This is a genomic window from Thermorhabdus hydrogeniformans, from assembly GCF_049310025.1.
Lineage (GTDB): Bacteria > Bacillota > Thermosediminibacteria > Thermosediminibacterales > Tepidanaerobacteraceae > JBJYKD01.
Genome location: NZ_JBJYKD010000003.1, coordinates 122,763 through 149,196, shown reverse-complemented (window position 1 = coordinate 149,196; position 26,434 = coordinate 122,763). Strand labels below are relative to the sequence as shown.

At 50.2% G+C, this 26,434-nt stretch carries 35 protein-coding genes; all 35 read right to left on the bottom strand.

What is annotated here, in order from left to right:
• Window positions 1–79: 79 nt before the first annotated feature.
• On the bottom strand, window positions 80–616 hold the full coding sequence (locus tag ACKX14_RS02670; RefSeq protein WP_422444387.1) for a CIS tube protein: 537 nt from the start codon (window positions 614–616) through the stop codon (window positions 80–82).
• Window positions 613–3,336 (bottom strand): phage tail tape measure protein, encoded by a 2,724-nt coding sequence (locus tag ACKX14_RS02665; RefSeq protein ID WP_422444385.1) that lies wholly within the window; start codon window positions 3,334–3,336, stop codon window positions 613–615. Before ACKX14_RS02665 ends, ACKX14_RS02670 begins: the two co-directional genes overlap by 4 nt.
• Before the next feature lie 194 nt (window positions 3,337–3,530).
• Window positions 3,531–4,268: a T4 family baseplate hub assembly chaperone gene (locus ACKX14_RS02660; RefSeq protein WP_422444383.1), complete on the bottom strand. Its 738-nt coding sequence runs from the start codon at window positions 4,266–4,268 to the stop codon at window positions 3,531–3,533.
• 28 nt (window positions 4,269–4,296) lie between these two features.
• Window positions 4,297–4,752 carry a phage tail protein gene (locus tag ACKX14_RS02655; protein WP_422444381.1) on the bottom strand — a complete coding sequence of 152 codons (456 nt, stop codon included), beginning with the start codon at window positions 4,750–4,752 and terminating at the stop codon, window positions 4,297–4,299.
• 16 nt (window positions 4,753–4,768) lie between these two features.
• A complete protein-coding gene (locus ACKX14_RS02650; RefSeq protein WP_422444379.1) occupies window positions 4,769–6,307 on the bottom strand; it encodes a phage tail sheath family protein in 1,539 nt (512 codons plus the stop codon).
• On the bottom strand, window positions 6,307–6,531 hold the full coding sequence (locus tag ACKX14_RS02645) for a hypothetical protein (RefSeq protein ID WP_422444377.1): 225 nt from the start codon (window positions 6,529–6,531) through the stop codon (window positions 6,307–6,309). The genes ACKX14_RS02650 and ACKX14_RS02645 overlap by 1 nt, the downstream gene beginning before the upstream one ends.
• 12 nt (window positions 6,532–6,543) lie before the next feature.
• Window positions 6,544–7,095 (bottom strand): hypothetical protein, encoded by a 552-nt coding sequence (locus ACKX14_RS02640; RefSeq protein WP_422444375.1) that lies wholly within the window; start codon window positions 7,093–7,095, stop codon window positions 6,544–6,546.
• Complete coding sequence (locus tag ACKX14_RS02635) at window positions 7,096–7,665, bottom strand: phage virion morphogenesis family protein (RefSeq protein ID WP_422444373.1); 570 nt, start codon at window positions 7,663–7,665, stop codon at window positions 7,096–7,098. It lies immediately after the preceding gene.
• Window positions 7,662–8,036: a hypothetical protein gene (locus ACKX14_RS02630; protein ID WP_422444371.1), complete on the bottom strand. Its 375-nt coding sequence runs from the start codon at window positions 8,034–8,036 to the stop codon at window positions 7,662–7,664. The genes ACKX14_RS02635 and ACKX14_RS02630 overlap by 4 nt, the downstream gene beginning before the upstream one ends.
• Window positions 8,037–8,660, bottom strand: coding sequence for a hypothetical protein (locus ACKX14_RS02625; RefSeq protein ID WP_422444369.1), 624 nt, complete (start codon window positions 8,658–8,660; stop codon window positions 8,037–8,039).
• Between the two features lie 3 nt (window positions 8,661–8,663).
• Entirely contained in the window at window positions 8,664–8,891 is a 228-nt protein-coding gene (locus ACKX14_RS02620) for a DUF5659 domain-containing protein (protein WP_122014688.1), read from the bottom strand.
• Window positions 8,892–8,902: 11 nt separating this feature from the next.
• Window positions 8,903–9,112 carry a hypothetical protein gene (locus ACKX14_RS02615; protein WP_422444367.1) on the bottom strand — a complete coding sequence of 70 codons (210 nt, stop codon included), beginning with the start codon at window positions 9,110–9,112 and terminating at the stop codon, window positions 8,903–8,905.
• Window positions 9,109–9,321 carry a hypothetical protein gene (locus tag ACKX14_RS02610; RefSeq protein ID WP_422444365.1) on the bottom strand — a complete coding sequence of 71 codons (213 nt, stop codon included), beginning with the start codon at window positions 9,319–9,321 and terminating at the stop codon, window positions 9,109–9,111. The genes ACKX14_RS02615 and ACKX14_RS02610 overlap by 4 nt, the downstream gene beginning before the upstream one ends.
• Window positions 9,322–9,338: 17 nt before the next feature.
• Window positions 9,339–10,268: a phage major capsid protein, P2 family gene (locus ACKX14_RS02605; protein WP_422444363.1), complete on the bottom strand. Its 930-nt coding sequence runs from the start codon at window positions 10,266–10,268 to the stop codon at window positions 9,339–9,341.
• 21 nt (window positions 10,269–10,289) lie between these two features.
• Window positions 10,290–11,138, bottom strand: coding sequence for a hypothetical protein (locus ACKX14_RS02600; protein ID WP_422444362.1), 849 nt, complete (start codon window positions 11,136–11,138; stop codon window positions 10,290–10,292).
• On the bottom strand, window positions 11,139–11,786 hold the full coding sequence (locus ACKX14_RS02595; protein ID WP_422444360.1) for an XkdF-like putative serine protease domain-containing protein: 648 nt from the start codon (window positions 11,784–11,786) through the stop codon (window positions 11,139–11,141). It abuts the gene before it with no gap.
• Between the two features lie 12 nt (window positions 11,787–11,798).
• Entirely contained in the window at window positions 11,799–12,131 is a 333-nt protein-coding gene (locus tag ACKX14_RS02590; protein ID WP_422444358.1) for a hypothetical protein, read from the bottom strand.
• A gap of 13 nt (window positions 12,132–12,144) precedes the next feature.
• The gene (locus tag ACKX14_RS02585; protein WP_422444356.1) at window positions 12,145–12,513 is read right to left on the bottom strand and encodes a hypothetical protein; all 369 of its coding nucleotides are present in this window, start codon (window positions 12,511–12,513) and stop codon (window positions 12,145–12,147) included.
• Window positions 12,513–15,902, bottom strand: coding sequence for a hypothetical protein (locus ACKX14_RS02580; protein ID WP_422444354.1), 3,390 nt, complete (start codon window positions 15,900–15,902; stop codon window positions 12,513–12,515). The genes ACKX14_RS02585 and ACKX14_RS02580 overlap by 1 nt, the downstream gene beginning before the upstream one ends.
• On the bottom strand, window positions 15,883–17,463 hold the full coding sequence (locus ACKX14_RS02575; RefSeq protein WP_422444352.1) for a phage portal protein: 1,581 nt from the start codon (window positions 17,461–17,463) through the stop codon (window positions 15,883–15,885). Before ACKX14_RS02575 ends, ACKX14_RS02580 begins: the two co-directional genes overlap by 20 nt.
• Window positions 17,464–17,472: 9 nt before the next feature.
• The gene (locus tag ACKX14_RS02570; RefSeq protein WP_422444350.1) at window positions 17,473–18,957 is read right to left on the bottom strand and encodes a terminase large subunit; all 1,485 of its coding nucleotides are present in this window, start codon (window positions 18,955–18,957) and stop codon (window positions 17,473–17,475) included.
• A gap of 9 nt (window positions 18,958–18,966) precedes the next feature.
• On the bottom strand, window positions 18,967–19,395 hold the full coding sequence (locus tag ACKX14_RS02565) for a hypothetical protein (RefSeq protein WP_422444348.1): 429 nt from the start codon (window positions 19,393–19,395) through the stop codon (window positions 18,967–18,969).
• Window positions 19,334–20,344, bottom strand: a complete 1,011-nt coding sequence (locus ACKX14_RS02560; RefSeq protein ID WP_422444346.1) for a ParB/RepB/Spo0J family partition protein — start codon at window positions 20,342–20,344, stop codon at window positions 19,334–19,336. Before ACKX14_RS02560 ends, ACKX14_RS02565 begins: the two co-directional genes overlap by 62 nt.
• 141 nt (window positions 20,345–20,485) lie before the next feature.
• The gene (locus ACKX14_RS02555) at window positions 20,486–21,358 is read right to left on the bottom strand and encodes a DNA adenine methylase (protein ID WP_422444344.1); all 873 of its coding nucleotides are present in this window, start codon (window positions 21,356–21,358) and stop codon (window positions 20,486–20,488) included.
• 3 nt (window positions 21,359–21,361) lie between these two features.
• Entirely contained in the window at window positions 21,362–22,393 is a 1,032-nt protein-coding gene (locus ACKX14_RS02550) for a DNA adenine methylase (RefSeq protein WP_422444342.1), read from the bottom strand.
• Entirely contained in the window at window positions 22,390–22,641 is a 252-nt protein-coding gene (locus ACKX14_RS02545) for an HNH endonuclease (protein WP_422444340.1), read from the bottom strand. Before ACKX14_RS02545 ends, ACKX14_RS02550 begins: the two co-directional genes overlap by 4 nt.
• A 213-nt stretch (window positions 22,642–22,854) precedes the next feature.
• Window positions 22,855–23,292 carry an RNA polymerase sigma factor gene (locus tag ACKX14_RS02540; protein WP_422444338.1) on the bottom strand — a complete coding sequence of 146 codons (438 nt, stop codon included), beginning with the start codon at window positions 23,290–23,292 and terminating at the stop codon, window positions 22,855–22,857.
• Window positions 23,289–23,495 (bottom strand): hypothetical protein, encoded by a 207-nt coding sequence (locus tag ACKX14_RS02535; protein ID WP_422444336.1) that lies wholly within the window; start codon window positions 23,493–23,495, stop codon window positions 23,289–23,291. Before ACKX14_RS02535 ends, ACKX14_RS02540 begins: the two co-directional genes overlap by 4 nt.
• Before the next feature lie 21 nt (window positions 23,496–23,516).
• Complete coding sequence (locus tag ACKX14_RS02530) at window positions 23,517–23,738, bottom strand: hypothetical protein (RefSeq protein ID WP_422444334.1); 222 nt, start codon at window positions 23,736–23,738, stop codon at window positions 23,517–23,519.
• The gene (locus ACKX14_RS02525; protein ID WP_422444333.1) at window positions 23,692–24,267 is read right to left on the bottom strand and encodes a Holliday junction resolvase RecU; all 576 of its coding nucleotides are present in this window, start codon (window positions 24,265–24,267) and stop codon (window positions 23,692–23,694) included. Before ACKX14_RS02525 ends, ACKX14_RS02530 begins: the two co-directional genes overlap by 47 nt.
• Window positions 24,268–24,436: 169 nt before the next feature.
• On the bottom strand, window positions 24,437–25,378 hold the full coding sequence (locus ACKX14_RS02520) for an ADP-ribosylglycohydrolase family protein (protein WP_422444331.1): 942 nt from the start codon (window positions 25,376–25,378) through the stop codon (window positions 24,437–24,439).
• Window positions 25,356–25,643 carry a hypothetical protein gene (locus ACKX14_RS02515; RefSeq protein WP_422444329.1) on the bottom strand — a complete coding sequence of 96 codons (288 nt, stop codon included), beginning with the start codon at window positions 25,641–25,643 and terminating at the stop codon, window positions 25,356–25,358. Before ACKX14_RS02515 ends, ACKX14_RS02520 begins: the two co-directional genes overlap by 23 nt.
• Before the next feature lie 39 nt (window positions 25,644–25,682).
• Entirely contained in the window at window positions 25,683–25,871 is a 189-nt protein-coding gene (locus tag ACKX14_RS02510; protein ID WP_422444327.1) for a hypothetical protein, read from the bottom strand.
• Window positions 25,831–25,998, bottom strand: coding sequence for a hypothetical protein (locus ACKX14_RS02505; RefSeq protein ID WP_422444325.1), 168 nt, complete (start codon window positions 25,996–25,998; stop codon window positions 25,831–25,833). Before ACKX14_RS02505 ends, ACKX14_RS02510 begins: the two co-directional genes overlap by 41 nt.
• Entirely contained in the window at window positions 25,973–26,434 is a 462-nt protein-coding gene (locus tag ACKX14_RS02500; protein WP_422444323.1) for a nucleoside 2-deoxyribosyltransferase, read from the bottom strand. Before ACKX14_RS02500 ends, ACKX14_RS02505 begins: the two co-directional genes overlap by 26 nt.

Here is a 26,434-nt window from a genome sequence, read left to right as displayed (position 1 = left end):
CGTTAGTTTTTATTTTTCAAGCCGTATTTGGTTAAATATGGATTGGGGAAAAGGGGGAGTTTTTACACTGGAATCAAGATTATCTAACCGTAATACGTTCAATTTTAATATTCTGTGTTGCTTTTTTAATATTCTGTTTTGCTTTAGCCTTATTTGTCTTTGTAGCCGGTTTTGGCTGAGCAGGTGGAACCGGAGTTCCGTAATCCACAGTAGCCTGGACTTCAACCGTCAAATCCTTGGGCTTTAGAGCCGGTGTCCATGCGTTGTATGTTACTTTCCAGTTTCGTACACGTATAGGCATTTGAAAGCCGCCAATAGTTAAAAAAGCCTTTGGCGGGGTATTATTGGGCTTTACAGGAAGTGCAAGGGAACGAATGAATTCAACCTGAACAGCTATGTCGTTTACATTCCCTTGTGCAATGAACCGGCATTCAAATTTTACTGGCCGTGGGCCGCCATACTTAAATTTCAAAGGCGGAGCAACAGCCCCATTTACTTCAGGTTCCTCATATTCGGCAGTCTTTTCATCTTCTAGTGTATGGGGGTTCGACAAAAATTGTATAGTTTTACCTGTATCCATGCGTGTTAACATCGCTCGTGCTGGTTTTTTTATCATGCCGGCACCACCCGCCTTACATTGGCATCCTCAATGAACTCTATCACAGTTTCAGCTATTGTCCGGCCATCAAGCACGATTTTGATTGGCTGTCGGATAATCGTTTGAGTTGTAACCGTAGTAGCTGCCTCACTTCGTTCCTGCTTTACCCTCGTAGATATGACCGGCGCAGCAGATAATGTTCCAGTAGCTATGGGTGTTATCGATGCCGGTGAGGTAGGTGAAGAATACACTACTCCCATTCTAACCTGCGGCTCTGCGGAAAGTCCGGAAAGACGCCTGAAATCAGCACCCAATTGTTGCACTGTTGCCTGAGAGGCCTTGGTAATGTTTGTTAGTGCCCGTTCGATATACGATGGAGAATGTATGCCCAATCCGGCCTTGAAGCCTTCCCAGAGGTTGCTGGCAGCGGTTCTTGCAGCTTTCCAAAAATCATTTATTTTGCCTGTAATAGTATTAATGACTCTCTGCAGTATCTCCCATACCCTCCCCGGCAACCCCGCGATAGTATCGATTATCCCGTGGACAATATTAGAGCCGGCCCGATATGCAGCATGCCACAATGAGGTTCCTACAGAGACCACCGTATTGACAAGGCTTATCAGGAATCCCCATGCCCGACCTGGCAGGCTGGCGAAAAATCCTATTACTGCATTAATGCCCTGGCCAATGATCTGGGTGGCCGTTGTGCTGATTTGGCTCCACCATATAGGCAGCTGAGCAGCTAAATTGAGGACAAAGGCTATTACCCGAGCAGGTAAACTGGCGAAGAAATTAACTACAGTTTCGATGCCCTGCCATGCCAAGCGAATCATAAAGCCTATTCCATAACCGATCCAATAAGGAATATCCTGCAGAAACAGCTTTCCGAGGAATCCAGGGATTTGTCCGACAAATGCTGCAATTGCCCCGGGAATAGCAGCGAACTTTCCCTTAATGAAATCAATTCCTGCTGCAATGCTGGGCCAGATTCCTCTGAAGAAACCCTTGACCTTATCCCAGTTTCGCCATACTAAAAATGCTACACCAGCCAGAGCTGTTGCAGCAATGATAATAATACCTATTGGGTTCGCATTTAAAGCTGCATTGAGCACCCACTGTGCTCCGGCCCATGCCAGGGTTGCACCTCGCACCACCAACATGGCTGCAGAATGTGCAAGAGCCGCCGCTCTGGCGCCTATCGCCGCAAGTTTTACGCCAATCCATGTGCTCTGTAACACAGTAAGACCCTCGATAAATGATGGGATCATCGACACTGCCAAGAAGCCTGCTCCTCCGAATAAAGCCAGAGCAGATCCTCCTACAAGCGCCCATGCCGCCGTCCTCTGCAGGCCCTCCGGCATTCTGTTGAAAATGTCAACTACTCTCTCAATTATCCCAGCAATCCGTATGACAGTCGGGGCCAATGTATTTCCAATAGTTAGACCAACGGCTTCCACCGACCCTCGCAACTGCTCCATTGCTCCGTTGAATCCACTCATCTGAACTGCAGCCGCCTGCTGCGCTGCTCCGGCACTGCCTTCAAGCTTCTTCTGCCAGTATTCCAGCGCATCGGCGCCTCGCAAGGTCACCTCCCGACCGTCGATCATGGCCTTTGCCTGGGCGTTCAGACCGGCAGCAACAGCCCGGATACCGTCGGTACCGAATATAGTCGCCAGGACATAATCCTGAAATGCTTTTGTGCCCTGTTTTGCGGCCTGCGTTAGACCCACCGCCTGATCCTTTGTCAATCCATAAGTTTGAGCCAGTGCCTTCATAGTATCATCATTGGCATTAGCAAACGAGGCGAACTGATTCACCAGTTTTCCGGCCGCAGCAAAAGACAACTCAAATTCCCGGATGATTTGCGGCCACGGCTTCATGTTGCCCTGGGCATCGCGGAGCTTTATGCCAAGAACATTCATTATATTTGATGCCTCTGATGTGGGAGCAATAAGGGACATAAGTGCTGATTTCATAGACGTGGCTGCATCCTGGGCTGACCCGATGACATTCCTTGCAGCCATCAAACCGGTCATGGCCGATTCCAGAGACTGCCCGACCTGTCCCGCAACCCCGGCCACTGAACCCAGTGCGACATCAAATTCGTTGGCTTTTAGCATGGATAACTGTGTTGCGGTAGTAAATACATCGGCAACATGAGCAGCATCCTGCATCTGAAGCTTAAAACCCTGGATAGCAGCTACAACAGCTCGTGTAGCTTCCGGCAATTGAATGGCGCCAGCCGCCGCAAAATCAGCTATAGGCCGCAGCAACGCCTTAACGTCCTCCGAAGCTGAAACGCCAGCCGAGGCTATTTCATACATCGCCCCGGCCACTTCCTTGGCTGAGAATTTGGTATCTGCTCCAACTTTTATGGCATATTTGCTCAGGTCTTTAAATTGTTCCTCCGTCCAGCCAGCCACTGACCTCGCATTCAGCATCTCCTGCTCAAAATCTCCGAAACTTTTCACCGACAATCCAGCGGCGGCTATTCCTGCAGCTCCTATTCCGGCCAGGGCCATACCAGTGCCCCGGAGGGCAGCCTGCACTCTTGCATCGCCCAAAGCCCCCAGCTTCGGTTCCAATGCATCAAGACTGGCTTTGGTTCTGTAATACATCTCCTCAGCGTCGGCAGTGATGTTTTTCATCGATTTGTCTATTCTCTGCAGCCCTAGTGTTGCATCATCCTGCACAAAGAAATGAAATCCTAACCCCATTAAGCTAAAATTCAGTGCCACGAGCTACCCTCCTTTCAAGGCATCATATTCTTCCTGCAGCCGTTCCATCAGCCGCTCGTATAGTCGAAGTCTCCACCGCACCGGCATCCGCATAATCTCTGAAAATGGCTGCCCCAGCCCGCTGCCCATTGTGGAATACATAAGCCAGAATATTTGTTCCTGGAACGCTTCCGGCGAGGTGCCGCATAGAAAATCTACCGACCGCCCTTCATCCCCGTCGGCAATAAAAAACCCTGCCCCGCCATGGGCAGGTCCATATCAAAAACGTTCCAGCACTCCGGGCACTCCAGGGTGATGGTGGTATCCACGCCGCATTCTCGCACTTCCACTTCTCCCCGGAATGCTGCCGCATCGGAAGCTGGTAATTCCGCAAAAGCCTTGCGGGTGACTATTTTCTCTCCCTCGATCTCCACCACCCGGAGCAGCATAATAGAAGTCATCAGAGCATCCGGATGGTCCCTACGCATAGCTGCCATTTTTTGTTCATCTTTCCCCCGGAGCATTCGCCACTTTATCACCTTGCCCGATTTAGGCAGGGTAAACGTAAATGTATGCTCCGGCTTCGCATGCTCCGGATTTTCAAGGTATTTAATCTTCAGGTCGCCAAGGTTCTCCTCCCACTCAAATCTGGCGTTGCACCGCGGGCAGGTCACCCGGAAGACAAATCCATCGCCGTAAGTTATCCGCCGCAGCTGGAGCAGGGCGAAAACCCTATCACCCACCAGCATATCCATTACGTCCATACCCGGGGTGAGAAGGCAGGCCTGCAGGACCTTGTTGATGGCTTCCCACTCCCGGCCCTGCCGCCTGTTTAACAGCATGTCTTCTTCGGCAGTGGTCATCTCCCGCAGTTCACCTTCCCACCTTCCGGGGAAAAGAAAAACACCCGGCTTTATTTCTGCTTCAGCCAGGGTCTTGGGCAACTCGGTCACTCTAATCCCTCCCTAATAAGATAAATAATCATGCTGGTTCAAAGTAATCGATAGCAAGAGTTAGCTTGCGAATTGTTTTTTCTTCAGAGGTGCTATCCCATTCACCAGCTACAAAATCCGTGGGCCACGCACCATACACATTCCACCGCTGGACCTCTCTACCGGCTCTATCCAGTTGTATGATTGACAGGTTGCGCTTATATTCGTCCGGGTCTGCACCTCCTGTTTCCTGTGATGCATCAATGACCTGACGGAACCACTCATATGTTTCAAGATTCTTTGTCGCACCATATTCGAGAGTAATATCACTATAATTTCCGAATCCTGGACTTTTATCGGGCAATAATCCTCCACCTTCACGGTGCTCGATTTTCCCTACCGAGCCCTTTAACTCGCTGCATTTTTGAAATCCCGTTTGAGTTATACCGTCTATTTCTACCAGAAATTTGAAGCGGTCGAAATAACTCCGTGCCTTACCAGCCATTTAGATCACCTCCCGATTATCCTTCGGTCTGAACCTTGCGCTGGAATTCAAACCAGATGAACTCCGCAGGGCGCTGGGTAGCCAGGCCGATTAGGCCCCGTACAATGCCCTGGTCGATGAACTCCTGGGTGTTGAGCTCTTCATCAATTTTGACCACAAAAGCATCCTGCGGCTTTTCTCCCCTGAGGCCTCCCTGCCTCCACACCGTCAAAAGGAAGGATGTTATGCTACGGGTCAGCCGCTTCCACAGACCGGGTTCATTGTTCTCGAACTCGGCAAACTGAGTACCCTCGTAGATAGATTTCTCACAGTATATAAAAGTCCTGCGCTCGTTTATATACGGAAATTCTTTGCTGCCATCCAGCGTCCTGGCACCGTAGACCCTTATGCCGTAGCCCCGCAGGAAGCAGATCGGGTTAATCCGTGCAGGATAGAGCACATCACGCACAGCCTTGTCGTTTACCAAGTCGGTTTCCAATCCTATTACTCCGGCCAGTCTCCCGTCTTCGATACCTGCCGCCACCTTCCATACACCTTTATCTCCATCGGTACGGGCATATGCCCCAATAATGAAACCGGAAGGCGGGACCACCTTTTCCTTGCTCGTTAACGGGTCCATTATCTTTACGTTGGGATAGTAGATAGCTCCATAGCTACTATTGAGGCCTGCTGTGGTCTCAACATAAGTTTTGACCTGATCCGGAGTGTTCCCAAAGGGTGGATCGAGCACTACAAAGCAGTCTTTGCGGCCGGCTGCATAATCCAGAGCAGCATTTTGCACCGCACTTGTTGCCACTCCGGGAATGGCAATAAGTAGACTTTCTTGAACAACGTCCAGCGCATACAGTCCAGTGCGCCCGGCTGCCGAGCCAATGTAGTCAGTATCTGCCAAACCGGTTAACCCGTCATCCCCGTTTGCCAGGCTGAATGTGCCCACCGCCGGCCTGTCATTTGGGGTGGGGGTAGCGCTGTTCATATCTGTGACCGTGATATACTTGCTCACACCATTTATGCGGGTTTCAACGTAATCCGGGTAAGTGTCAATCATGGAAAGCTCATCAAATACTTCTCGCACTATATCCTGCCCATTGACGGTTTCCAGAACTGTTAATTTAAACTTATTAGTCGAGTCCTTAGTCGCATCCTCAATTTTGACTTTGAGCCTGTTGCCCCATGTGCCTTCGTTCAGGGCATCAACTCTGAGCGTGTCGACTGGAGTGGTAGCTCTATCCTTTAAGGAGACTGTAGCCTTGACCGCAGTCAGAGTAGCGGGATCACTCGGGTCGGTATAATGGGCAGTCCTCACTACATACACCCTTGCCCCTTGCTTGTTCATGAACAGACCATAAGCAGCATAAGCCAGCCATCCGTTTGAAATAAATCCTCCGAAGGTTTCCTTAAACTGTGTCCATGATGTTATCAATGTTGCCTGACCGATGGGGCCCTTTTCCGCAATACCAACTAGAGCCGCCGTACTGGTAGGTGCGCCCGATATAGTTACCACCTGAGGCTGCGCTTCAGTCACATAATGTCCAGGAGAAAGGAATTCAGGCATTATTTATCACTTCCTTTTTTCGCTTTGCTTTCAGAACTCTCTTCTTTTTTCACCGATATAACTCTCAGGTATCCAGCCGCAATTGCAGCTTTTACCTGTTCACTTTTTAAGATCGCTTCATCAACCTCTAGTTCCTCTAAAGCTTGCAAGTGCAGCCCTTTCCCTGCCCCTAATTCCAAAGCTAAGGGAGCATTCTGTTTATTTTTGAGCCTCACTGTGCCCATTTTATCACCTCGCTATTTCTTAAGACTGTAGGCCACATTATCTTCGCCCCCAGTGGTAGGGTTATTAAAAGTCGCTTGGAACTCCTTTGCCAGCTTGCCGTCATAATATACTCCACTGCTTACCTCAACACCTTCCACCACAAAGCGCCCTGTTGCCCGGATCAATTTCCCGCCAGCCCTGTTTGGACTCGATAAAGGCTCTATAAAGCGCAGCGGATATTCGTATTCGCCAACTGAAAGATATGGGTTTGCTCCAATCCATGCTGTGAGTTTTTCGCCAATATCAAGAACTTCAAGAGTATTCTCTGCCGTTATTTCAAAGTCAAATTGCAGATCATAAAACCCCGGCGGTGCGTATACTCTTACTGTGCCTGCTACCTCATCCTTAACCAGATTTGGCACATTAGCATCATCAATACTCGCTTCAGTTATATCCGGCAAAAAAAGAACCAGCACCGGCAACTGAGCTATTTGCAGCATAGAGTCATGAGTGCTAGTTACGGTATTGGGCAACACTTCAGCCTTGAATTTCTGGAGGAGTGTCCGCATCACCGATTCTATCATTTACGACCCGCCCCCTATGGTGCCCTGCTGCACCGTCTTAATGAACAATTCCTGCCAGTTTTCTTTTTCCGCCTCAAAGACAGGCTCAAATGTGGGCCGCCGTGGAATGCGAATGTATTTTGTACTTTCTTTAAGGTGCAGCCCTTGTGAATGCAGATATGCACGCATCTTGGGCGTTACCTTGATGTATAAGTCACCGCCGTTGCCGTCTCCGAGCTCATGAATTGCCGCAATATTCACCAGCTGCTGTCCGTCTTTCCCCTTTGCGCTTCTAAGCACGCCTGCGAAGACCGTCGCTCCGCCTATTACCCTGTACGTTATGCTGTTTCGCAGGTCTCCATGGTTTATTAAGGGCTTCGATGACCCTTTGCGTGCAATGGTGAAAGGATGATTTGGCGCATACTTCTGGCCTCCCGGCGCTCCTTCGGTCATTCCTTTTTTGAGAGATTTTACCGCCGCCTGCCCTACCCTGTTCAGACCGGTTTTATAGGCTTTTTTGAAATTGTCGTCCAGCTTATCCAGAAATGCCTTACACTTTGCCCAATCGCCTATCAGTTTTGCCTCTATCATCCTTTATCGCCCGCTTCAAATAGTATTTTAAGCATTCTCGCACGTCCTCCGTAGTGAACCGCCGGCCGCTTTTCTGTCACGTAAAGCTCGGTCGATATACCTGCGATACTGATGATTTTATCCCCCTTATTGAGGCCGCCGGGAGGCTCGGCTTCAACCAACAGGTAACCTGATGTTTGCGGCGAATCTCCCCCGGGCACCATATTGAGTGCCTCAAAGCGATCATATTTCACCTGGGCTTTAACTGTTACCGGCGTGCTCTCATACTTTATTTCTCCAATGGGCTCCCTGAAATCAGGGTCAAACTGCATGGCCGTTCGGTCAACCCGACAAACAGCCACTTCTACCGGGTGAATAAGTTTGGGCTTCATTTACACCCCTCCGATGGCTATCGGGGCCCGGAAAAGGGCCAGCACACCGTCAATATCCGGGTCGCCGGTCAGGTCAAGGGTCGTCGCCAGCCGCTCCAGGGTGTAGGAGTGGCCGTCAGTAGTCTCGCTCACTATACGTGCACGCTTGCGCTCTTCCTGCCCCTCTGCATCGCCCAGCAAGGGCAACTCCCGAATGACCAGCCTCTTGGCAACCTGCTTAATCATGGCGGGGGTCGTGTACTGCGTTCCCATCTTGTCCACAAAGCCCCAGGTTCCCTGGATAGAGACATTTTGGCGCCCCTCCGGCCATCCGGCCTCCCTGAAGATCTTGGGGTTGCGGCGGTCATCGGGGAAGAACCGGTTATAAACCTTATAGTCGGTGATGGCCTGCCCGTCTACGGTTACACTCACGACCTCAATAGGAAACACCGGCAGGAGAAGCGTTTCGCTGCCGTTTCCATCGAGGGTGATAGTCATGGCCCGGGGTTCAAACCACTGTCTCGTCACTCCATCTATATAAGCGGTCGCAAGTGCAATTAAGTTTGTAAGCCTTACGTCTGAAGCCTGCTCTGCTGTTATCCCTTCATCACGGATATCCTGAATCGTACAATATGCCACGGCCATCACCTACCTGTGAATGAGTTTCTTCAGCGCCCTTATCTCTGCGTCATATTTGCGAAAATCAGAGTTTGCAAACTCAAGCATCAATTGTTCTGCAACATCGATGCTGTCGTCAAAATAAAAGACCGCCTTCCTTGGGTTGGAGCGGTCTACTTTTACTAACTCTAATCCCCGCAACTTCAGATATCCGGCCAGAGCAAGGTCCGAAGTTGCGAACTCTTTAATCTGCCCCATGTTCCTCCTCCTTAGCCAGTATAGTTATCCGACTTGATAGTCTTGAGAGTTACGGTGGTCGTAGTGACTGCAGTACTATCAGCGCCAGCTGTAACTCCCCCGTGGGTGTGAGTTTGCAGGGCATTCTTCAGCGCTTCCAGGTCAGCCGCCATGTCGTTCAATATCCGCCAGAGTTTTTCCTGATGGGCTCCGGCGTCCCCGATGTTGTATGGGATTTTCACCTCTTATCACCTGCCGTTTCAAACAGTCCGGATGCAAGCAGTCTTTTAGCCATTTCCTGGTCCTCAACCTGCTGTGGAACATTTTTCACGAACTTCTTTCCGCCGGATACTAGAGTGGCCGCACCCTTCAGCACCAGCACGACTACTTTTCTATTCTGCTCATCGTTGCTCTCAGTTTCTAACTGGACATCCTTCTTCTTTTCAGCCATCGTTAATCACCTTCCACTTATACAAGGTTGTATCCTATGACAAGAGCATCATCGAGTACTATCTGTGCTGCATCTGTCCTTGCAGTCATGGTGTACTCGATAATTCTCTTCCTGGGTTGGCGGACTCGATCGTTAGTGAAATCCCGCTGGATGCCGGTAGCAAGGTTTTTCCGCAAGGTGAGAACAATCACATCGTCAGGGATAAAGTCTACCGGGAAGATGGTTATACCTTTATACTGGGGCAAATTCCCCGTCTGAAGCAGTTCATCCGCCCAGGCTGTCTGGCGGGTGGTCAGCTGCTCAATATAGGCTTCTGCCACGGTGGGAGAAACATAGAATCTCAACTCGGCTTTATTGGCCTTATATTTGTTTGGCAGCATGTTCAGCATGCCTGGGAAGACCACGCCTTTGTAGTCGGTGCTGCCGTTGGTATCAAACTTGTGAGTATTGGGACTGGACTTAGCCAGTTTGATAAACCCGTCGTCAATGGAAAGGAACGGATAAAATGGATCGGTACTCGGCGTTGCAGTATCCCCGTTCCACGCCAGGTCGGTCAGGTCGTTCCCAAACTGCAACGCCAGCAATCTGGCAATGTGATCCTCGGCCCCAGCCTTTTCGATATTGTCCTCGAGGAAACCAATGGAAATATCCGCCGGCAGGATTACCTCCACTGAATTGAGCTGCTTCTTGCTGGTCTGGATGCCAGCAGTTTCGGTAGGCTCGGTAGCTTCCACACCTTTACGGATGATTCGACTTGCCACCCCGATGAAGTCTAAGTCCTTCGTCGGACCGGTCATTCTCTCGGTCCTGATATCCTTCAGAAATGCGGACTGGTCTACAATGTAATCAATAAATTTGTCTGCCTGTTCAGGATTGAGTTTGCCGCCAGTAGCTAAATCTGCCGAAGTTATAGCTGCTTTAGCAATGAGAGTCCTGTTAGAAATCATTTAGCATACCTCCTTCTTTCTTTAGCCTAAAAATACACCGCCCCAGAAGTCGGACTTTTCTACAGACTCTTTGCCTTCCGGGATCTTGTTTGAAATGCCTCTTGCTTTCTCTACCACTTCCAGGCGGTCTTCCAGGGGCTTGACGGCCTCAGCCACAGCCGCCTTGATAACTTCCTGAAGCTCATCTTTCTCCTGGCCGACCTCCGGTTTACCGTCTGCCTGTTTTTCTAACTTCTCTAACCTCTCACTAATGGGTTTCGTGGCCTCGTTCACCGCTTCAGCCACCATTTTGCTCAGTTCTTCTTTTGTCACTTGCGTTCCCTCCCCGTCTTGGTTATCGGCTTCGGCTTCGGCGATAATCTGAGCCAGGATGCTATGGGCATCCTTCAACGCTTTCAACCGTGCCGCGCTAATTTTACGTCCCGCTTTCTCTAATCCTACAGACAACTGCTCGGCGGCCTTGGCAACGCCGAGCTGGCCGATTTTGCCGAGCAAATATGCCCTAAATTCGTCTACCACCTGATTGATTCTGGTAGTTTTATCCTCAGAATCACTGCTCAGGATGTTAGCACATACTTCATGCAATGTCGAAAATGCCCGCCAGAGAGCATCCTCTGCCTCATTTGCTGCCATAGCTTGGGCGAAAGAATCCTGATTTGTTTCTGCTTTTCTTGCACCGGTAAAAAATTCTTTCAGCACTCGGAACAATCCCCTATATTGCTGCTGTTCCACATCCTGCTGAGGTACTGGTTCTTCTGGATAATCGGCAGACTTGAATATTTTAAACTGTCGCCGGTTGGCCCCCTTGTGGACCAGACTTACCATCTGGACATCAACATTTCGCAGTTCCCCAGGTATTGGTTTATCCACTTAACTCACCCCCTCCTCCGGGATTAACTCAGCAACACCGGCCATAGAATAGCCGGTGATCTCGCCCTTAAGGATGGCCTGCCACGTCTCCTCTTTCAGGATTTTTGTGGCAAGCACCCAGGCACCCGGCGTGAAATCCGGGTCTCCCGGCCGGGCTATGAAACTCTCCACGACAACCCCCTCGTCAGGCTCCCAGTCGTGCTGCTTGTCGATTTGCGTGAGCCGCAGGTTCTCCATGAACCGATGGGCCATCTTTTCGATTTCCTCAGCGGTCATCCATTGGCCCTGGGAATCCCTTTCGTTGGGGACGTAGACCTCGCCGTAGACAATCCGCTTTTGCAGGTCCGCCTTCTTGAAGGCGATCTCTTTCTTTACCTCGCCGACCTCCCCGATCCCCAGCCGCTTGGCATGGGCCTGCAGGTGGGCCAGGGCCTTCTTCCGCAATTCCTCCGCCGTGATGCTGTCGGTGATCGGCTGTATCTGGTTTGCCCGAGCCAGGGCATTTCGCAGGTGCGGCAGGTCCACCGTGCTATCGTCGTTGGGATCGGTTACGCTTTGGCTGTGGTGTGGCAGATGGCGGGCTCTCTTATCCTGTGTTTCGCCCTTCTTATATGCTGGCTCGATGATTGCAAAAGCGGCATCTGGCAAATTATTGAGCCTTCAAATGAAGGCGGTTGACCACTTCGCCTTAGTAATCTGTTCCAGCACCGCCTTCACAGGAACCACCTCCTTTTCCACGTGGGTCAAATCTGGATGCTCATTGACCCACTTCTTGGCATCCTCTAATGTCCAGCCCTTATCCTTGGGAAAAATTAAAGACTGGGCGACCATCGACCCAGTCCCGTTTTTCAGTTTTCCGACCACCATTTTTATGCCGTTGGTGTTTTGCAGCTCTATAGTCCGGAATGACCCATCCTGAAAGTCGTCCGGTGCTCTAATCCGGTAACGATAACTGGTGTTTGTTTCATCCCAACCCTTTGTCCTATCGGGCATAGTATTTATCACCTCAGTAATGATATCCTCGGCGTCCGAACTTGCGCCGGTAAAACTCATAAAGCTCCTCGGTTGAACTAAACTCCGGTATAGGCCCTATCAGATTAGGCCGTACCGTCTTGTTATATTCTTCAAGACTGAGAGCTTTAAACTCAACCAGGCCAAAATCTTTTAACCCCATCTCCAGCGTGTTTTCTATTCGGTGCCATACAAATCCATCCTTCGTCTCTTTGACAAGCTTGCCAAAGAATTGGTGTCCACGATTGGTGTCATGAAAGCCTACCCAATCATCATGAACCTCTACACCTATTGCCAGCATTAGCGGTGGGCGAAGGCCAAAGTAACTGTATTTTACACGATAAAGAACCTTATCACTAATCACTAAATCATCTCCTCAACTCTAATAAAATCTTCTAATTTCTTGCCGTTTATTTCTTTAACGCCCGAACGCTGGAATATTTGTATCAATGCTTGTTTTTGTGCGGGAGTATCACAAGTAATTCCTATTACACTTTCCTTGCGAATGCCACGGCGCAACATTATTTCGTTGCTGATCCGATAATCATCGTTTAATTTGCTGATAAATTCTTCCGGACTCAACCTTCTTCGATATTCATCTTCTTCGGTGGTGCCAAATGCATCATGTCCGTAAGCATACCAATCAGTACGATCTAACTCTTTTATGTCAAAGATAAGTCTATAACCTTCCCCCTTAAAATGGTCCCTGAACCGCCATTTACCTCGTGCATTAGCAACCACCAATCGGACAAAGGCACTGTCGGCGCCGCCTGTTTCAATGTCTGTGCTCTGGCTGGCCCCGCCACCAAATATACCGTTATAATAGCGTTGAATAGTAGACATGAGGCCAGGACTGTCAGAACTCAGTATGGCGACTACTGTTTCTGGCTCTCTTCCTACCCCGGCAAAGAGATACTCCGCTCCCACTTGCCTGTATTTTTCGCTGATACCCTCATCAACAAAAGTCTTATACCCGGGCCAGACCTCTCTCTCTACCAGTTTATCAGCCCTGGCAGGGTCAATGCCTTTATCCCGAAGAAGACGTTCCATCTGCTCGATGGTGCGTGTTTCCAAGTCGATTTGGTATTCTTCCCTGGGAGCATGCTGCCATGCCAAACGGGAAAGCCGCAGCAGTCGTTCTTCTTCAGGCGTTGGCTCGGCGATAGCGGCCTCCAGGTTCAGCTTTTTCAGGATTTCCTGCGCTCGCTTTGCTGCCCTCACTCCATCTGTTTCGTAAATTCTGATCTCCAACTGCCCCATAAGAGCTCGTTCCCTTGTAGTTCCGGCAAAATAAATCATTAGGTCCTGGTCACTCAGATACCAGGCATTTCCAACCTCGACATAATTCCCTTTTCCCATTTGATAAAGGCCGCGGCGGTGTTCTAGTCGCCCGGGTTGGAAAACGAAGCTCCCGTGCCCGGCTCCCATTTTACTCAATGCGTGTTCTACATCTCCATGATATACTTTAGGAATCTTCATAGTCAATTGAAAGCCCGGCCTCCCATCGTCCTCAATACGGCGGATATTGATAACCTGGCCTTCAATTTTCTTTCCGTCCTTTCGTACCGCCACCCCAAAAGGTGTTTTAGGCACTTGTTCAAAATCCTCCATGATGTCCGCACCTTCGGGTGTTTTGAGCCTGGGTAGGGGCGGCTTCTTCTTCGCTGCTTCTAATCTTGCCCGGACCCGTTCCTTAACTGCTATGCTGATTCGTTCAGCTTTATCTGGGTGGGCCAGGGCTTCAACCAGCTCTTGCTTGGTCATGTGCTGGAAGTATTTTATCTTCTGCGCCTTGGCTATCTCCTTTAACGCCTTGACGTTGAGCTTTTCTAACTCCTCCTTGGTCATCAACCGGGCCGCCATGGGTGCTTTCGTTAGTTCCACTCCGGTCATCTCATCTGCGAATTTAAAGGTCCCCTTAAATATCGGGTCCCTAGTCTTGAGCAGGTTGGTAAAGAAATGCCGGAACTGCTCACGTGTCTCGTGTTTTCTCTTTACGGCAAGATCTAGAAATTTCTCCGCTTTCTCGCCCCTCCCGTGCAGGGCCTCCGCATAAGGCCTCAGAATAGCCCTGTATTCCTCATCTGGGATGGCCTCCAGGCGCTGCAGGGCCGGTAGGACGGCCTGCAGGTCCAGATCAACTTCCTTCTTGCCAAAGGCGCGGTAGATAGTATTGTAGATCGGCTCTTGCTCTCCGTACACGGCGTTGGGATGATAATCCAGGCTCATTTTCCAGGAAGCCGGGTCGTTAATGTAACGAAATGCCTGCTCTTTATCCACGCTCAGGATCCGGCCGTCCTTTAGCCGGATAAAGTTGCCGCCATGGCTGTCAAAATTGCCAATGACCCAATCCAATACGTGCTCTCGCTGGATCTGGCGCAACTCGTCAGGAGTTAAACTCTTCCAGCTGATTTGCTTGAGGTTACCCTCCACATCTTCAAACAGTCTTTGCAGGGTCCCCAGCCGGCCAGCTTTATCTGTAACCGCCTTTACTTCCACAAACTGCCCTGGCTCGTAAAGGCGCCGGGCAATCTCCGAAGCGGCCTCCTGAACGTAAGCCCGAAAGGGTTCGGGTTGACCGCCCTTGGATTGCGCTGGCTTGAAAATGTATTTTTGCCCCTGCTTATTCTCATAAATGTGTTTCTCGCCAGCTCCCCCCAAGTAGGAACCGCTACCCACATAGCGCAGCTTCTCAAGTGGCGGTAACTCTTTTTGTGACGGCTCTTCCCTGATGAACGAAATAGGCAGCGGCTCGTGGCTCACAGTGATATCCCGGAAAGACGAAACGATATAAGTACACCGGCAGTGGTAATGATATGGAGGCAAAGCCAGACCTCTTCTGACGGCCCCTTCAGTATCGAGCTTCCTCACCTCATCAAACGGCAGCCAGGGATGAAGCTTTTTAATGTCCTCCGGCGTTTTAGCGTTCAGCACCGCATCCCGCAAGGCCACCGCGTGCTCAACCTTAAAGGTGTGCCTGGCCATGGTCATGCAGACCGCACAGGTCCTTTCGTCACCAACAGGAAGTATCTCGTAAGTATCCACCTTTGCTTCGATCAGGCTTTGAACGCCACCAAAATTTCTTGCCCGGTCCACGGTGGTAGCCGCCAGCCCTCTCCAGTATGCATCGCTTCTGGCGAATTTGTCCCCCAGAAGAGCTTTGAGCTGTCTGCCGACTTCCTCCCGACCTAAGCCTTGCTCAACGGCCAACTGCCTTACTGTATCAGCTATACTCTTCCCCAGCTGCCTGTCGTAATAATCGCCTATCCAGAAAACGGTATGGTCGGTCAACCATTGCCGGGCCTGTTCATCCACCAGGTCCAGCTTCGGTTCTATGCCAAGTTGTGTACCAACGATACGCCTCCCCAGCAGGTATGCCGTCCCCACCAGGTTGGTGACCTGTTCCTGGGTCATGGCCACCAACCCGGGTCCCATTTCCCTGGCAATCAGATTGAGAAGCAACTTGACTTCGTTTTCGTCAATTTCGCCTCCAAAGGATTGGACCAGGGCTGCACCCTTTGTTATAGCTTTTTGTACCTGAGCGTCCCAGCCCTGGAGTAACGCTTCTGTAAATTTCTCTTCTATACCTGCTATACTCTCTTCTGTAGGTGCCATATCCGCCCCGGCACCGAAAAGGCGTCTCCGTGGATCGGCTTCTTTCCGTACAGGCATGAAAAACAAATAATCCAGGATGTAATCTATTGACCTGGCAAGCTCCCGCCGTTCTTCTTTGCTAAGCAAGCCCCAGTTCATATTCCTCTAACCTCTTCCGCACCTCGATCAGGAAACTGGCGAACTTCTTGACCGTCTGGACCTCATCTTCAGGAGACGCACCAGGGGTAATGCCGGCTTTCAGTTTGGCCAGGTAAACCTCCAGTGGTTCATCCAGCCAATCCGCCCCCTGCGGGTCTGGCAGCTCCTTATTGAGAATTTCCTCCATCATGCGCCTGGCCTCTTTGACGGTCATACCAGCTTTTATAAATGTCCCAAGCATTTCAGTCATGTCTTTGGCGTTATCCGCCGTAGGCGCCAAGCTCTTGAACTCCCAATACTTCACGTCCATAGCCGGGAAAAGCAAGCGGTTGATCGTGAAATCGAAGTCGTCCCGTTCCGGCCCAAAAATCTGTTCCTCGGCGACCCGCTTGCTTTCCTCGGCGGTGGAACGGTTGAAGTCCTTCGTTCGCCCGACATAGATAGGCGGCAAGCGGAATGCCGAACGCACTTTCTCCTGGTTCTTCTCGTCATAATCAACAAACAGGGCGTCCTTCTGCTGGGCCTCGGTCAGGGGTTTTATTTCAATGCCCGCCTTCTGGCCCGCCGGCGCCAGGGGGTTGGGCGTGGTTTCGGCCTCAATAACAAGGATCTTATGGAACCCCTTGCGCCCCTTGATGTTGTTCTGGATATAATCTTCTATTCGCTTAACGCTGTCTGCCGCAAGCCGACCCGAAACCAAAACCGCTAAAGGTGGGACCGTCTTATTGTCGAAATATTCATAGTTGACCTCTTCGGCCTGACGACTTCCCAATACGGCAAGATTATTTCCTATCCATCTGGGAATCCCGTAAGGAGACCGGGGAGAATATATCTTAAAGTGAATAACCTCGGTGGCCAGCGTAATATCTGTTTTTTTTGCTTCTTCTTCGGTTAATACTTTTCCGGTTTTTGCATCGATGGGCCTGGGATCGCCAAATTCCTTAAAATATACCATAACTCCATCTCTGATCTGGACAAACCTGCGGAACCTTTTGCGATGTGGAATTTCTTCGTAAGTATTGTCCTCAGTTTTTATCCGGAGTTTGATATCCGTCAGATCTTTATCTAGAGGGGTGAGACGCATGGTATAACTCTCCAGGTGCTCTATCCCGGCAATTTCACCCTTGCCGTTCCGCAGTATCTCCCAGTAGGCATTGCCCGTCGTTTCCAGGTCTCGCCTGGTTTTCCGCCGGATCTTGGTAAAGCTCTCATCGGGATTGCAATACTTAAAGAAATTCCTTATCCGGCGACGTTCAGCCTCCACCTCGGAAGGATATTTCCCGTCCGGGCCCGCTGTAACCCCCTCTGCAGGTTCAAGCGTAAAGCCAAATCCGTCGATATTGGTCTCCATGGCGTCAATGCATTGACCCAGGATGTTGGAATACTCGGGGAGTAATGTGAGTACCCGCAAGTCATAAGGCGGTTCTAGTATACCCCCCTCTCCATATAGCCTGGCAAAGGGGTCCTCTTCCAGTTTGTTGCTTGTGACTATCTCCTTGCCGCCAAGCACCTGAGCTTTGTAAATGGTTGCCTGTATAGCTTGATTCTGATTTTCAGCCATAACTTCCACCTACCCTATAACCATAACTCTGCCGCCTTCTCTTCCGCCTGGTTCCCAAATCTGCCACTGAGTTGCTTTTCTCATTTGCCATGCGATACACAGTGCCGTTACCGTGTCGTCGTGGTTTCCTTCGCCCTCTGGAGCTCCGGCGCTCCCATCGTCTTTCCATTCGAAGGCGATCATCTCACCTTTGGTAACTTCGTCATATACCGTAATAAGTTTTTGTCGAACTGCCTCCTCGGCCTCGTCCACCATCATAAACTTAGTCGCAGAGTTTGTGTCCCATCCAGGATTTTGAGGCTTAAAAAAATAAAGCCCTGGTGTTTCAAATTCCAGTAGCTTTACCAGCACAGCATGGCCATGGTTATTACGCTCTACACCTAAAATTACGCCGTAAGGCTGACCCTGCCGATATTCCCTGGCCAGCCGGTCTACATAAACTGCCAGCACCTGCGGTTTCAGTGCCCCGTGGAGGATGGCAACCTGCTCCCATGTAGACATCTTGAAGACTTGGGCACAGGCCCGGTCTCCATCCGGTAATCCTTCGGAAGTATCTACCCCGATGGCGTACCGCTCGCCAGGTACAGGCCGTTCCCACACCCGCAGGTAATTATCCATGTAAATGGGCTCCTTCTTCGGCCAGCGTTCGATGATCGTGGCATCAAACACTGGCCGGCCGCTCTGGAGGAAACTACATTCATATTCCCGTGCAAACTTCCTTCGTCCTAATCGCCGGATTTTGGCCCGCCGCCATTTAATCTGCTCCGGTGTGAGGTTATAGCTGGCAATAAGATTAAGCTCCTCGTCCGAATAGGGCTCCAGGGTTTCCCCGGGCTTTAATGGTATCCTGTACTCTGGGTTTGTCCACCACGGGTATTCGTGCAGTTTGAATTCGCTCTGCCCGGCCCTGGCCTTCTGGACTTCCGCGTAAAAGGGATCACCCACTCCGTTGGGTGTGCTCTCTATGCAGATATTGCCGCTCTCAGGCACCGCCTCCAAAAGGCCCGACAGAGTTTCTTCCGCGTTCGGCCAGAAGGCAACCTCGGTGGCCAGGAGGTTATTGATGGTCTCCGACCGCCCGGCGTCATCTGTAGCCGAGGCTATGGTTATCTGGCTTTCCAGGTCTGGGAAGGTAAATTCATATTTGTTATCGTATCGCACCCGAGGCCGGAACTCAGGCGGGATACGGAAAAACATCAGCTTCAAGGCGGCCAGCAGTTTCCCCGCCGCTTCCCGCTTATGGGCCACTATTTTTGTATGGGTGGCCTCGTTGGTTATAGTGTCGTGCAGGTATTCGGCCAGTTTGAGAGTAGAAAAACCATGCTGCCTACCCTTCAGCACTAAGTCCCTATTGGTCCTCCTGGCCATGTAGTGCCGCTGTACAGGGTTTAGGCGGAAGGGGACTATCTGCTTGTTCTTGCTACGTACCCACAGAAAAGTTTCAATGTACCAGACGGGGTCTAAGAAATTGGCTTCGCTGATCTTCTCGGCCATGGCGGCCACCTACTCTGCGTCATCCACATCGTCCCCATCCGGAGCACCCTGGGCCTCAAGCATAGCCTCCCGCTCGGCCCGTAACCTCTTTATCCGGTCCTCCCAGCTCTCAGTAGTCACGACGGCCTGCTCGGGGGCTTTATAAACGGCCCCTAAGCTCTGCATGGTTTCATAGTACTGCTGGTCCTCGGCCTGAATATCCCGAAGGATACGGGCCTTATCGACCGGGCTCTTAGCATTGGCAAATTCCTGCCACCTAAGCATCTGCCGCTCCTGGTAGTTCTCAGTAATTTTCCAGATGGTCTTTTCAAGCGGCTCTCGCATAAGGTCCGCGCCATACTGCTGCCCGTATTCCTCCACAGCCTGAATATCCCGCTCAATCGTGCTTATGCTTACACCGAGAACGTTGGCGATTTGATCTACCGGCCAATGCTTCACGAACCGCAGGCGCAGGACCTTCTTCCGGCGGTCTATTATCTTCCGGTTCCGTCCGAATGGATAACGCTTCTGGTAGTTCCAATCCTTCATTGTCCTCACCCTCTAATCTTGCTCCAGCCAGGTAATCAGCACAGATAAGCTCCAGGGCCTGCCCCCGGGGATTTTTCATCAGCCCCTGAGTCCTGATTACATGCTGTAAGGCCTGATCCACCACATGAAGCTGTTCCGGGAAAAGAGCGAACCGGGTCACTATAGGGGCATTTTCGCCGGCCAGGTCGTCCCGCCCCCGGTCCAGCTTGGCCAAGTTCTGCATGGCGTGGAGAACCAAGTCGTGGTCGCCGGCAGGGCACTCGATCTTGATTTTGATTTCAGCAAATGTTGCCTCGGATTCAAGCAATGCCTGCTCCACAAAATCATGGAGGCTTTTCTCTTTATCCTTGTAAATTGTTGCCGAGATAAAGATAGGCTCTGCCCGCCGCTCTTTCTCTGCCCGTTCCTCGACGACCTTGTCAATGTCTGTCGGCAGCTTCAATAGCTCAAGAGAATCCTTTAACTCGGCCTTCTCGTAAGGCAATACCGCCTCCAAGTCCTCAAGGGTCATAGTCCGGTTGAGGTCGTGGATCAAGTTGGCCAGCCGTATGGGTACCGCTGCCCCGCGCATATAGTTTAGCTGCAATGTTTTCAACTTGGCTTCCGCATCGTCAAAGTCCAGCACTATAGCCGGCACTTCAGTATAGCCTAATTCCTGGAGGATGGTCCAGCGGTGGAACCCGTCTACAATTTCCCACTCGTCCGGGCCGACAGGCCTCACCAAAATGGGCTGCACTACGCCCTTTCGCCGGATATCCGCTTTAAGTTTTGCCATGGTTTTTGCATCCATCTGGTTCGGGTTCCAGGAATTTGCCCGGACTTTATCGATAGGCAGGTTCTTTACCTCTAACTCTTTCATGCTTTATCCCCTTTCCGCATATATAAGGATTTCTGTATCTCGCTTATCGCTGTCCGCCTTTTGGTTGCCGAAGCGGTATTTATATTTCAGCGGTATTTCAACGGCTGCTGGACGATGTTTTTGCACTATTGAAAGAAATTCTCACCGGTCCACCTTGGGGCCGCCGTAGCTGATAACCCATATTTTTGCCCATTCAGCCCGCTCCAGCATGTTTTCTATTAGCTGGTAGGCTTGTTGTTTATTAAAACCGCTGATTTCTGGTTCTTTTACTTCCCCTTTAAGAATCCAGTCCAGCACTTTATACCGTTCCTCGTATGGCGCAGAGCCGTAATACGGAGGATCGAAATACGCTATATCTGCTCTAACCCTTTCTAAAAATTGCAGCACATCCATCTGGCTGAATGTGTTTTCCTGACCGTTTGAGAATACCGAAGCATTGACCTTGCGTATTTCCTTTAATAACCTATCCGTTGGTGATTTAAGATATAGTTTTGCGCTCCTCATGTGCCCCAGTGGAAGATATATATTTTCTTTCGGGCGCAGAGCCTCATAGGTCCACTGCACACCAAAGTCTCCATGGTGCCTGCTCCGCAGGATGAAATTGATTAATGCAAGTGTCAGCAGATCTTTTTTATATCCTGCTTCCTTCTGGCGCAAATTCCCCAGGATAGTGTCTATAAATACAGCATCTTCATCGGTAAAATATTTTATCAGCGGTTCCCTCTGGCATAAGCTGTAATCATTCGGTTTTAAGAGCATTGCAACATCCGTCTTATTCAGTTTTATGCGTCCATTCTCGATTAATCCCCTACCGATAACCGCCGACCTCTCCGCCAGGTCGTTGCAGTACACTTTATACCCCATGGCTTTTGCATATAAAGATATGCTGCCGCCGCCTAAAAACGCATCCGCAAATACAGGAGTTTTCTCCGGACATGGTATAAGGCTAAAAATTTTCTTCAGCAGGTTTTGTTTGCCCCCGAAATATGGAGGGAGTGCCTGAAGAAACCTCATGGCTTACCTCGGCCTCCCTACTATCAGGAACTCTTCATTCTTTGCCTGGTGCTCCTGACTGGCAACTGCCGGGATATGCCGGTACTTGATCCGGTAGGTCTCCGTCCGCCGGTACCGGGCGACCATTTCCTGCAACTCGCCCAGGTCATTCGCCCCGCCAGCGTTCCCCATGCTCACGATCCAGATGGGAATATGGCGGGCCGCTCGGAATACTTCGTCCAGGAATTTTATCCCGTCCTTGCGGGAGAACTCGCTCTTTCTGGCCGGAAACATCCTGCCCTCTAGGATCTGATCAAGTGCATGGTAATTATCCTCGTAAGCCATGGTTCCGGCATAAGGCGGGTCGAAGTAAACGACGTCTGCCTGTATCTCTTGTAAAAACTCTCTGACGTCTAGTTTAAAGGCCTGGTTTTCCTGGGCGTTGTCTATCACTCCGCGATTAACTGCACCGGCAAGCTCCCGGAGCGCGTCAGGAATGGGCTTTAGGGCGGCCTTTATGCTCGCATGGTAAGTGCGGTTTTTAATCCACTCAATGCGGCACTCCTCCATGGGGATATTGAAGGCGTTTGGCGTAGAGAATTTCCCATATTCCCGCATGGAAAAGATGTATTTGACCAACAAAAGCAGCAAAAGATACTTCTTGTGGCCTTCTTCCATTGCCCTTACCAGCGCAAAAGCATTATCCAGAAAGTCCGCATGTTTTGAGAGGATAACGGTAGGGCTGAAGTTGGCCCTTATGAACCCGTCGTTCTCGGTCTCTAGAAAGAGCCGGTTAATGTCCTCATTTGTGAGCTTCACCCGGTTGTTCTCCACCAGGGCCTTGCCAACAATATAAGACCGCTGGGCAATGTCATTGCAAAGTACCCGGTAGCCCAGGGCTTTGGCCATCACTGACACCGCCCCGCCACCCAGGAAGGCATCTGCAAAGTTAGGCGCCTGGCTTGCCGGTGGAGCCACCTTGAAGATGGCCTTGACCAGCTTTCTCTTGCCGCCGTAGTAGACTGGCAAAGCGTCAAAAAACCGCAGATTGCTCATCGTCCGGCCAGCTCCCTCAGCCTTACTTTTGAAATAATTCCTGCATGTGCCTTCGCATGGCAATCAGCGCACAGGCACACCAGGTTCTCCGGCACATCGTCTCCTCCAGCTCCCCTGCTCCTTATGTGATGTACGCATAGCATCCATGTTGACCCGCACACCTGACACCTGGGACGTTTTGCAGCTCGTATTGCCTTACGGTCTACTATCCTTTTTCTGGGTTTTGGCACTGGCCTTGCTATGTTCAATGATTTTCACCCCAATACAAAAAACGCACCTTCTTCGGTGCGTCCTAATTCTTTGTATACTTTCTCCTGCCCTAAATTATACCATAAAACCGTCAAAAAAATATGGGTAAAAACCGTCAAAAATCCGTCAAGTTGGTGAAACAGCCTGCACCCATCAAACCCAGTAATATCAAGGCTTACAGGATTTGAGGATCCGTCAATTTTCCGTCACGTTCATGATCCAAAAAAACGTGCAAATTCTTTGAGATCAGTCTGAGGTACCTGCTGAAGGTACTGCGCGACGATAGCCCGGATTTCGGCTAACCTCCGTCCAACGGTTTCCTCGCTAATATAGAGTCGTCTGCTGATCTGCTTATAACTCATGCCCGCTCGATAGCGCATCCGGTAGACTTTCCTCTGCTCCGGGTGCAGGGTCCGAATACCGCGCTGGACAGCATCCAGAACAGCAGATGCGGCCGCCCGCTTTATCGCCACTTTTTCCACCCCGCTGACGGGATTTCTTGTATTTTGCCTACTGAACACAATTACTGATGTTGAAGTCCTCGGTTCGATGTCCTCTATCTGGTCCCGCAACACTTTTAGGTTATAAAGTATCCAGTCCACCATCTTTGGTGTGATGTTGGGGGCAGGTTCGGCTTGCTGCGGTCTCATCCGATCACCCGCCCTGGATGAATCTGTCGTAAATATCTTCCGACTCGCTTCCAGTAATCATGCCTCATTAATTCTATGATTTCTCTACGGGATACTCTAATTTCATCTTCCTTTGTTGCATTCTCTACCAGTAATCCTGCCCTTTTCAATTTGAAAAGCACATAAGGATTTGTTAAAAGAATGTATTCATATATTGTGATCATTGCACCTGCCCCCTTTTTATATCATCCATAGTATGGATCTCCCGCACGCCGTTTTCTAACCTTTAATTTCTCTCCTGGTGCTCCGGTGATGACCAGGTAATTTGTCTCCTGCCACTTAAGCCGCGGTATTTTACTCCCCTGCTGCCTTACACAGTCCTTACCCCATTTCACCTGACAACTGCGGTAGTATTTGCACTTAGCCAGCAGGCAGTATTTTGTCCGCTCCTTCTCTTTTTTTGTCACTTCGCAATTCCTCCCCTCCAAACCACAGGTTGTCTACCACAGCAAGATAGTCCAGGGCAGCCCGGCCGCCCAGTCTGGCCTCCCATTCTGGCCACATCTGTTTTATTGAGATTGAAGCAGGCCCTTTCTCATATCTCCATCTCAGTATGCCCTCTCTCCAATATTCCCAGGGCACGACAAAGAATCGTATCATACTAAAACCCACCAAGATGAATCCGATTCCACCGGCCCTGGTCCAATCTTCGATAAACTGAGCCTGGTGGTCCTCTAATCTATCCCATCTTATCCTGTCCTGGGAACAATGCTTCGCATCGAAAGCGAGAGAGTGGCCGCGGTAGGTCCCTAAGAAATCTACCGCGGCTTTTTCCTCCACTTTGGCATTTACCACCCGGCCCCGACCGTCTCGGAGAGGTATCCAGGCGGTGGGCACCTTATGAATTACTGCTCTGCGCTGCGCCCGGTACTGTCTGTTAGCCAGAATAATCAGTTCTTCAAGCGGTCGGCCTCGGTTGGCCTGGGAATTATTCATTTCCCTCTTCCTCTCCGTGCATATCCTTCATTCTCTTTTTTGCATCGATTGCAATATAACTGTGCTGATGCTATTGGTATAAACCTTTTACCGCATATCCTACACTTTTTCACTTTATAATGAGACGCTATAAGCTGACCTGGCTTTCTCATACTTTGTTCACCAGCCCTCAGACTTTTTGTAGTCCCTCCGCCGCCTTGTCCAGCCTGGCCCGCTGTTCCGGCGTGAACTTCTCCAGCCACCGATCCGGGATGGCCCCATATCCCCAGTAGACCCCCGCCAGGCCGCCGGCAATAGCTCCGATGGTGTCTGCATCCCCTCCGAGGTTTACGGCATTAATCACTGTTTCTTCAAAACTTCCTGACTCTATAAAAGCCCATGCCGCACAGAGAAAACTATCAATGGTATATCCAGTAGGCTTTAGATTACTTCCGTCTCTTTTAATGGGAGTATCTGTAATCTCGCTTAGCTCCTTTTCATATGGTCTTATCCATATTCGCTTTCTTATCGTATCGATAGCATCCGTTATAGCAATAAAGCGGTCTTTTTCTCCATCAATAACGTTACGCACTGTAAAAGAATATACTGCACATGTAAGCCCAGCCTTTATATCCCAGTGTGTCATCCGTGCTATACACATCGCAAAATGATAAACATCGGCTATAAATCTATAAGCAATCCCCACCGGCAACGTCCGCATCAGTGCCCCGTTGCCAGCGCTCATGCCTCCCATTTCCCGGTGGGCCCGCTCGGCTGCCACATGCCATTGCTCGTGAGTGAGGTTATCCCGCTCCCAAATACGGAAAACCGTTCGAATGGTGTTCCCTATATCAGGCGGATTGGTATTCCGCCACCTGATAAAGGCCTGGCCGATGTGCGGGACCGGGTCATCTGGATCGGCTATAATCCCCTCGGCCACGGCCAGGGTCATTTCGGTGTCATCCGTCCATTCCCCTGGGCGGAGGTTAAGCCAGCCTCCGCCCACGATATCCCGCAAAACTCCATATTTCCGTCGGATTTCGTCCCGACTCATAAATTCCACAGTGGCCCCTAGGGCATCCCCTATCGCCACGCCGTATATGCCGCCTTTAATTCTGTCTTTGATATCCATGCTGCTCCTCCTCCATTTCTGCTACAGTTATAATTGATCCGGATATGTGTGCATCCTCAAGTATTTTCATTGCTTTTTGCTTCGCTTCCCTTGCATCATTTGCTAATGTTTCTATAGTAAAGCAACCGTCTATGATGTATCTTTTACGATCATCCTTAATTTCCCCGTGTTCTGCTAGCCATTTTTTATACCGTCGTATCTCATTATCTACAATTTCTTGCACCGTTGGACTTGAATCATCCCATCTTATTGGCATAATGCTCATTTTGATTTTTCTCCCTCCAGTTACAGTTATTATCCATAATCATCCCTTCGCCATTATTTCTATGTCGCCTGTTTTTATCAGAGCCTTTAGAATTGTTTCCTTATAACCGTTCTCGCTCTGCACCAGTATGAAATTCGGGTATTCTTTGATAACCTTCCCCATGCATTTCCATCCATGTTTTACGCCTTTATTTCTTGCCTTTATTGCTGTACCTGGCGCTAGTTTCACATTCCCCTGCCTCCTCATCAAGAACATATATCCGGGCTGCTATTCTCATTTTTGTGTCATGATCGGCTTCAAGATAGGCTTTTAAAAGCTCATCTCTCAGCTCATATAAGTTTTTGCGCACCATCATATCTCCGCTCCCTCCAACAATTTTGCACATATGCAGCATACCGGTTCATCTCCTTGAGATATAAAAGTGCGTCTCTCAAAGTATCAAACCATAACCTTGTATGATATCTCATCCAGTGGCTATCCCTGTTTGCCTTGCCCCATACGATGATCTCTTTCCCCCGTTCCCATGCATACCTGACTTCCATTGCCGTCCCAATGTAGGCCATGCCGCTGCAATTCATTTCTACGAGAAGTATATCGGCCTGTTCAATGTCTTTTAGGTCCCTTTCCACGATGTCTTTGCTGTCCGTGTCTGTTTCTTTGCGGCCTTCCGTGGGATCTATTACATTGTAGCCTGCTTGTAATAGTTCTTTTGAGGCTTGTTCCCTCCATTCTTTTGCATATTGCCAGTTCTGGCCGTCAACACTACCCGCAAGATATACCGTCTTCCCCAT

Excerpts from the sequence above, each read along its gene's own strand:
- ACKX14_RS02670 (WP_422444387.1), bottom strand. The coding sequence starts at position 616 with ATGATAAAAAAACCAGCACGAGCGATGTTAACACGCATGGATACAGGT.
- ACKX14_RS02655 (WP_422444381.1), bottom strand. The coding sequence starts at position 4,752 with ATGGCTGGTAAGGCACGGAGTTATTTCGACCGCTTCAAATTTCTGGTA.
- ACKX14_RS02650 (WP_422444379.1), bottom strand. The coding sequence starts at position 6,307 with ATGCCTGAATTCCTTTCTCCTGGACATTATGTGACTGAAGCGCAGCCT.
- ACKX14_RS02645 (WP_422444377.1), bottom strand. The coding sequence starts at position 6,531 with ATGGGCACAGTGAGGCTCAAAAATAAACAGAATGCTCCCTTAGCTTTG.
- ACKX14_RS02640 (WP_422444375.1), bottom strand. The coding sequence starts at position 7,095 with ATGATAGAATCGGTGATGCGGACACTCCTCCAGAAATTCAAGGCTGAA.
- ACKX14_RS02635 (WP_422444373.1), bottom strand. The coding sequence starts at position 7,665 with ATGATAGAGGCAAAACTGATAGGCGATTGGGCAAAGTGTAAGGCATTT.
- ACKX14_RS02630 (WP_422444371.1), bottom strand. The coding sequence starts at position 8,036 with ATGAAGCCCAAACTTATTCACCCGGTAGAAGTGGCTGTTTGTCGGGTT.
- ACKX14_RS02625 (WP_422444369.1), bottom strand. The coding sequence starts at position 8,660 with ATGGCCGTGGCATATTGTACGATTCAGGATATCCGTGATGAAGGGATA.
- ACKX14_RS02620 (WP_122014688.1), bottom strand. The coding sequence starts at position 8,891 with ATGGGGCAGATTAAAGAGTTCGCAACTTCGGACCTTGCTCTGGCCGGA.
- ACKX14_RS02610 (WP_422444365.1), bottom strand. The coding sequence starts at position 9,321 with ATGGCTGAAAAGAAGAAGGATGTCCAGTTAGAAACTGAGAGCAACGAT.
- ACKX14_RS02605 (WP_422444363.1), bottom strand. The coding sequence starts at position 10,268 with ATGATTTCTAACAGGACTCTCATTGCTAAAGCAGCTATAACTTCGGCA.
- ACKX14_RS02590 (WP_422444358.1), bottom strand. The coding sequence starts at position 12,131 with ATGCCCGATAGGACAAAGGGTTGGGATGAAACAAACACCAGTTATCGT.
- ACKX14_RS02580 (WP_422444354.1), bottom strand. The coding sequence starts at position 15,902 with ATGAACTGGGGCTTGCTTAGCAAAGAAGAACGGCGGGAGCTTGCCAGG.
- ACKX14_RS02575 (WP_422444352.1), bottom strand. The coding sequence starts at position 17,463 with ATGGCTGAAAATCAGAATCAAGCTATACAGGCAACCATTTACAAAGCT.
- ACKX14_RS02570 (WP_422444350.1), bottom strand. The coding sequence starts at position 18,957 with ATGGCCGAGAAGATCAGCGAAGCCAATTTCTTAGACCCCGTCTGGTAC.
- ACKX14_RS02560 (WP_422444346.1), bottom strand. The coding sequence starts at position 20,344 with ATGAAAGAGTTAGAGGTAAAGAACCTGCCTATCGATAAAGTCCGGGCA.
- ACKX14_RS02555 (WP_422444344.1), bottom strand. The coding sequence starts at position 21,358 with ATGAGGTTTCTTCAGGCACTCCCTCCATATTTCGGGGGCAAACAAAAC.
- ACKX14_RS02550 (WP_422444342.1), bottom strand. The coding sequence starts at position 22,393 with ATGAGCAATCTGCGGTTTTTTGACGCTTTGCCAGTCTACTACGGCGGC.
- ACKX14_RS02540 (WP_422444338.1), bottom strand. The coding sequence starts at position 23,292 with ATGAGACCGCAGCAAGCCGAACCTGCCCCCAACATCACACCAAAGATG.
- ACKX14_RS02535 (WP_422444336.1), bottom strand. The coding sequence starts at position 23,495 with ATGATCACAATATATGAATACATTCTTTTAACAAATCCTTATGTGCTT.
- ACKX14_RS02525 (WP_422444333.1), bottom strand. The coding sequence starts at position 24,267 with ATGAATAATTCCCAGGCCAACCGAGGCCGACCGCTTGAAGAACTGATT.
- ACKX14_RS02520 (WP_422444331.1), bottom strand. The coding sequence starts at position 25,378 with ATGGATATCAAAGACAGAATTAAAGGCGGCATATACGGCGTGGCGATA.
- ACKX14_RS02515 (WP_422444329.1), bottom strand. The coding sequence starts at position 25,643 with ATGAGCATTATGCCAATAAGATGGGATGATTCAAGTCCAACGGTGCAA.
- ACKX14_RS02505 (WP_422444325.1), bottom strand. The coding sequence starts at position 25,998 with ATGATGGTGCGCAAAAACTTATATGAGCTGAGAGATGAGCTTTTAAAA.
- ACKX14_RS02500 (WP_422444323.1), bottom strand. The coding sequence starts at position 26,434 with ATGGGGAAGACGGTATATCTTGCGGGTAGTGTTGACGGCCAGAACTGG.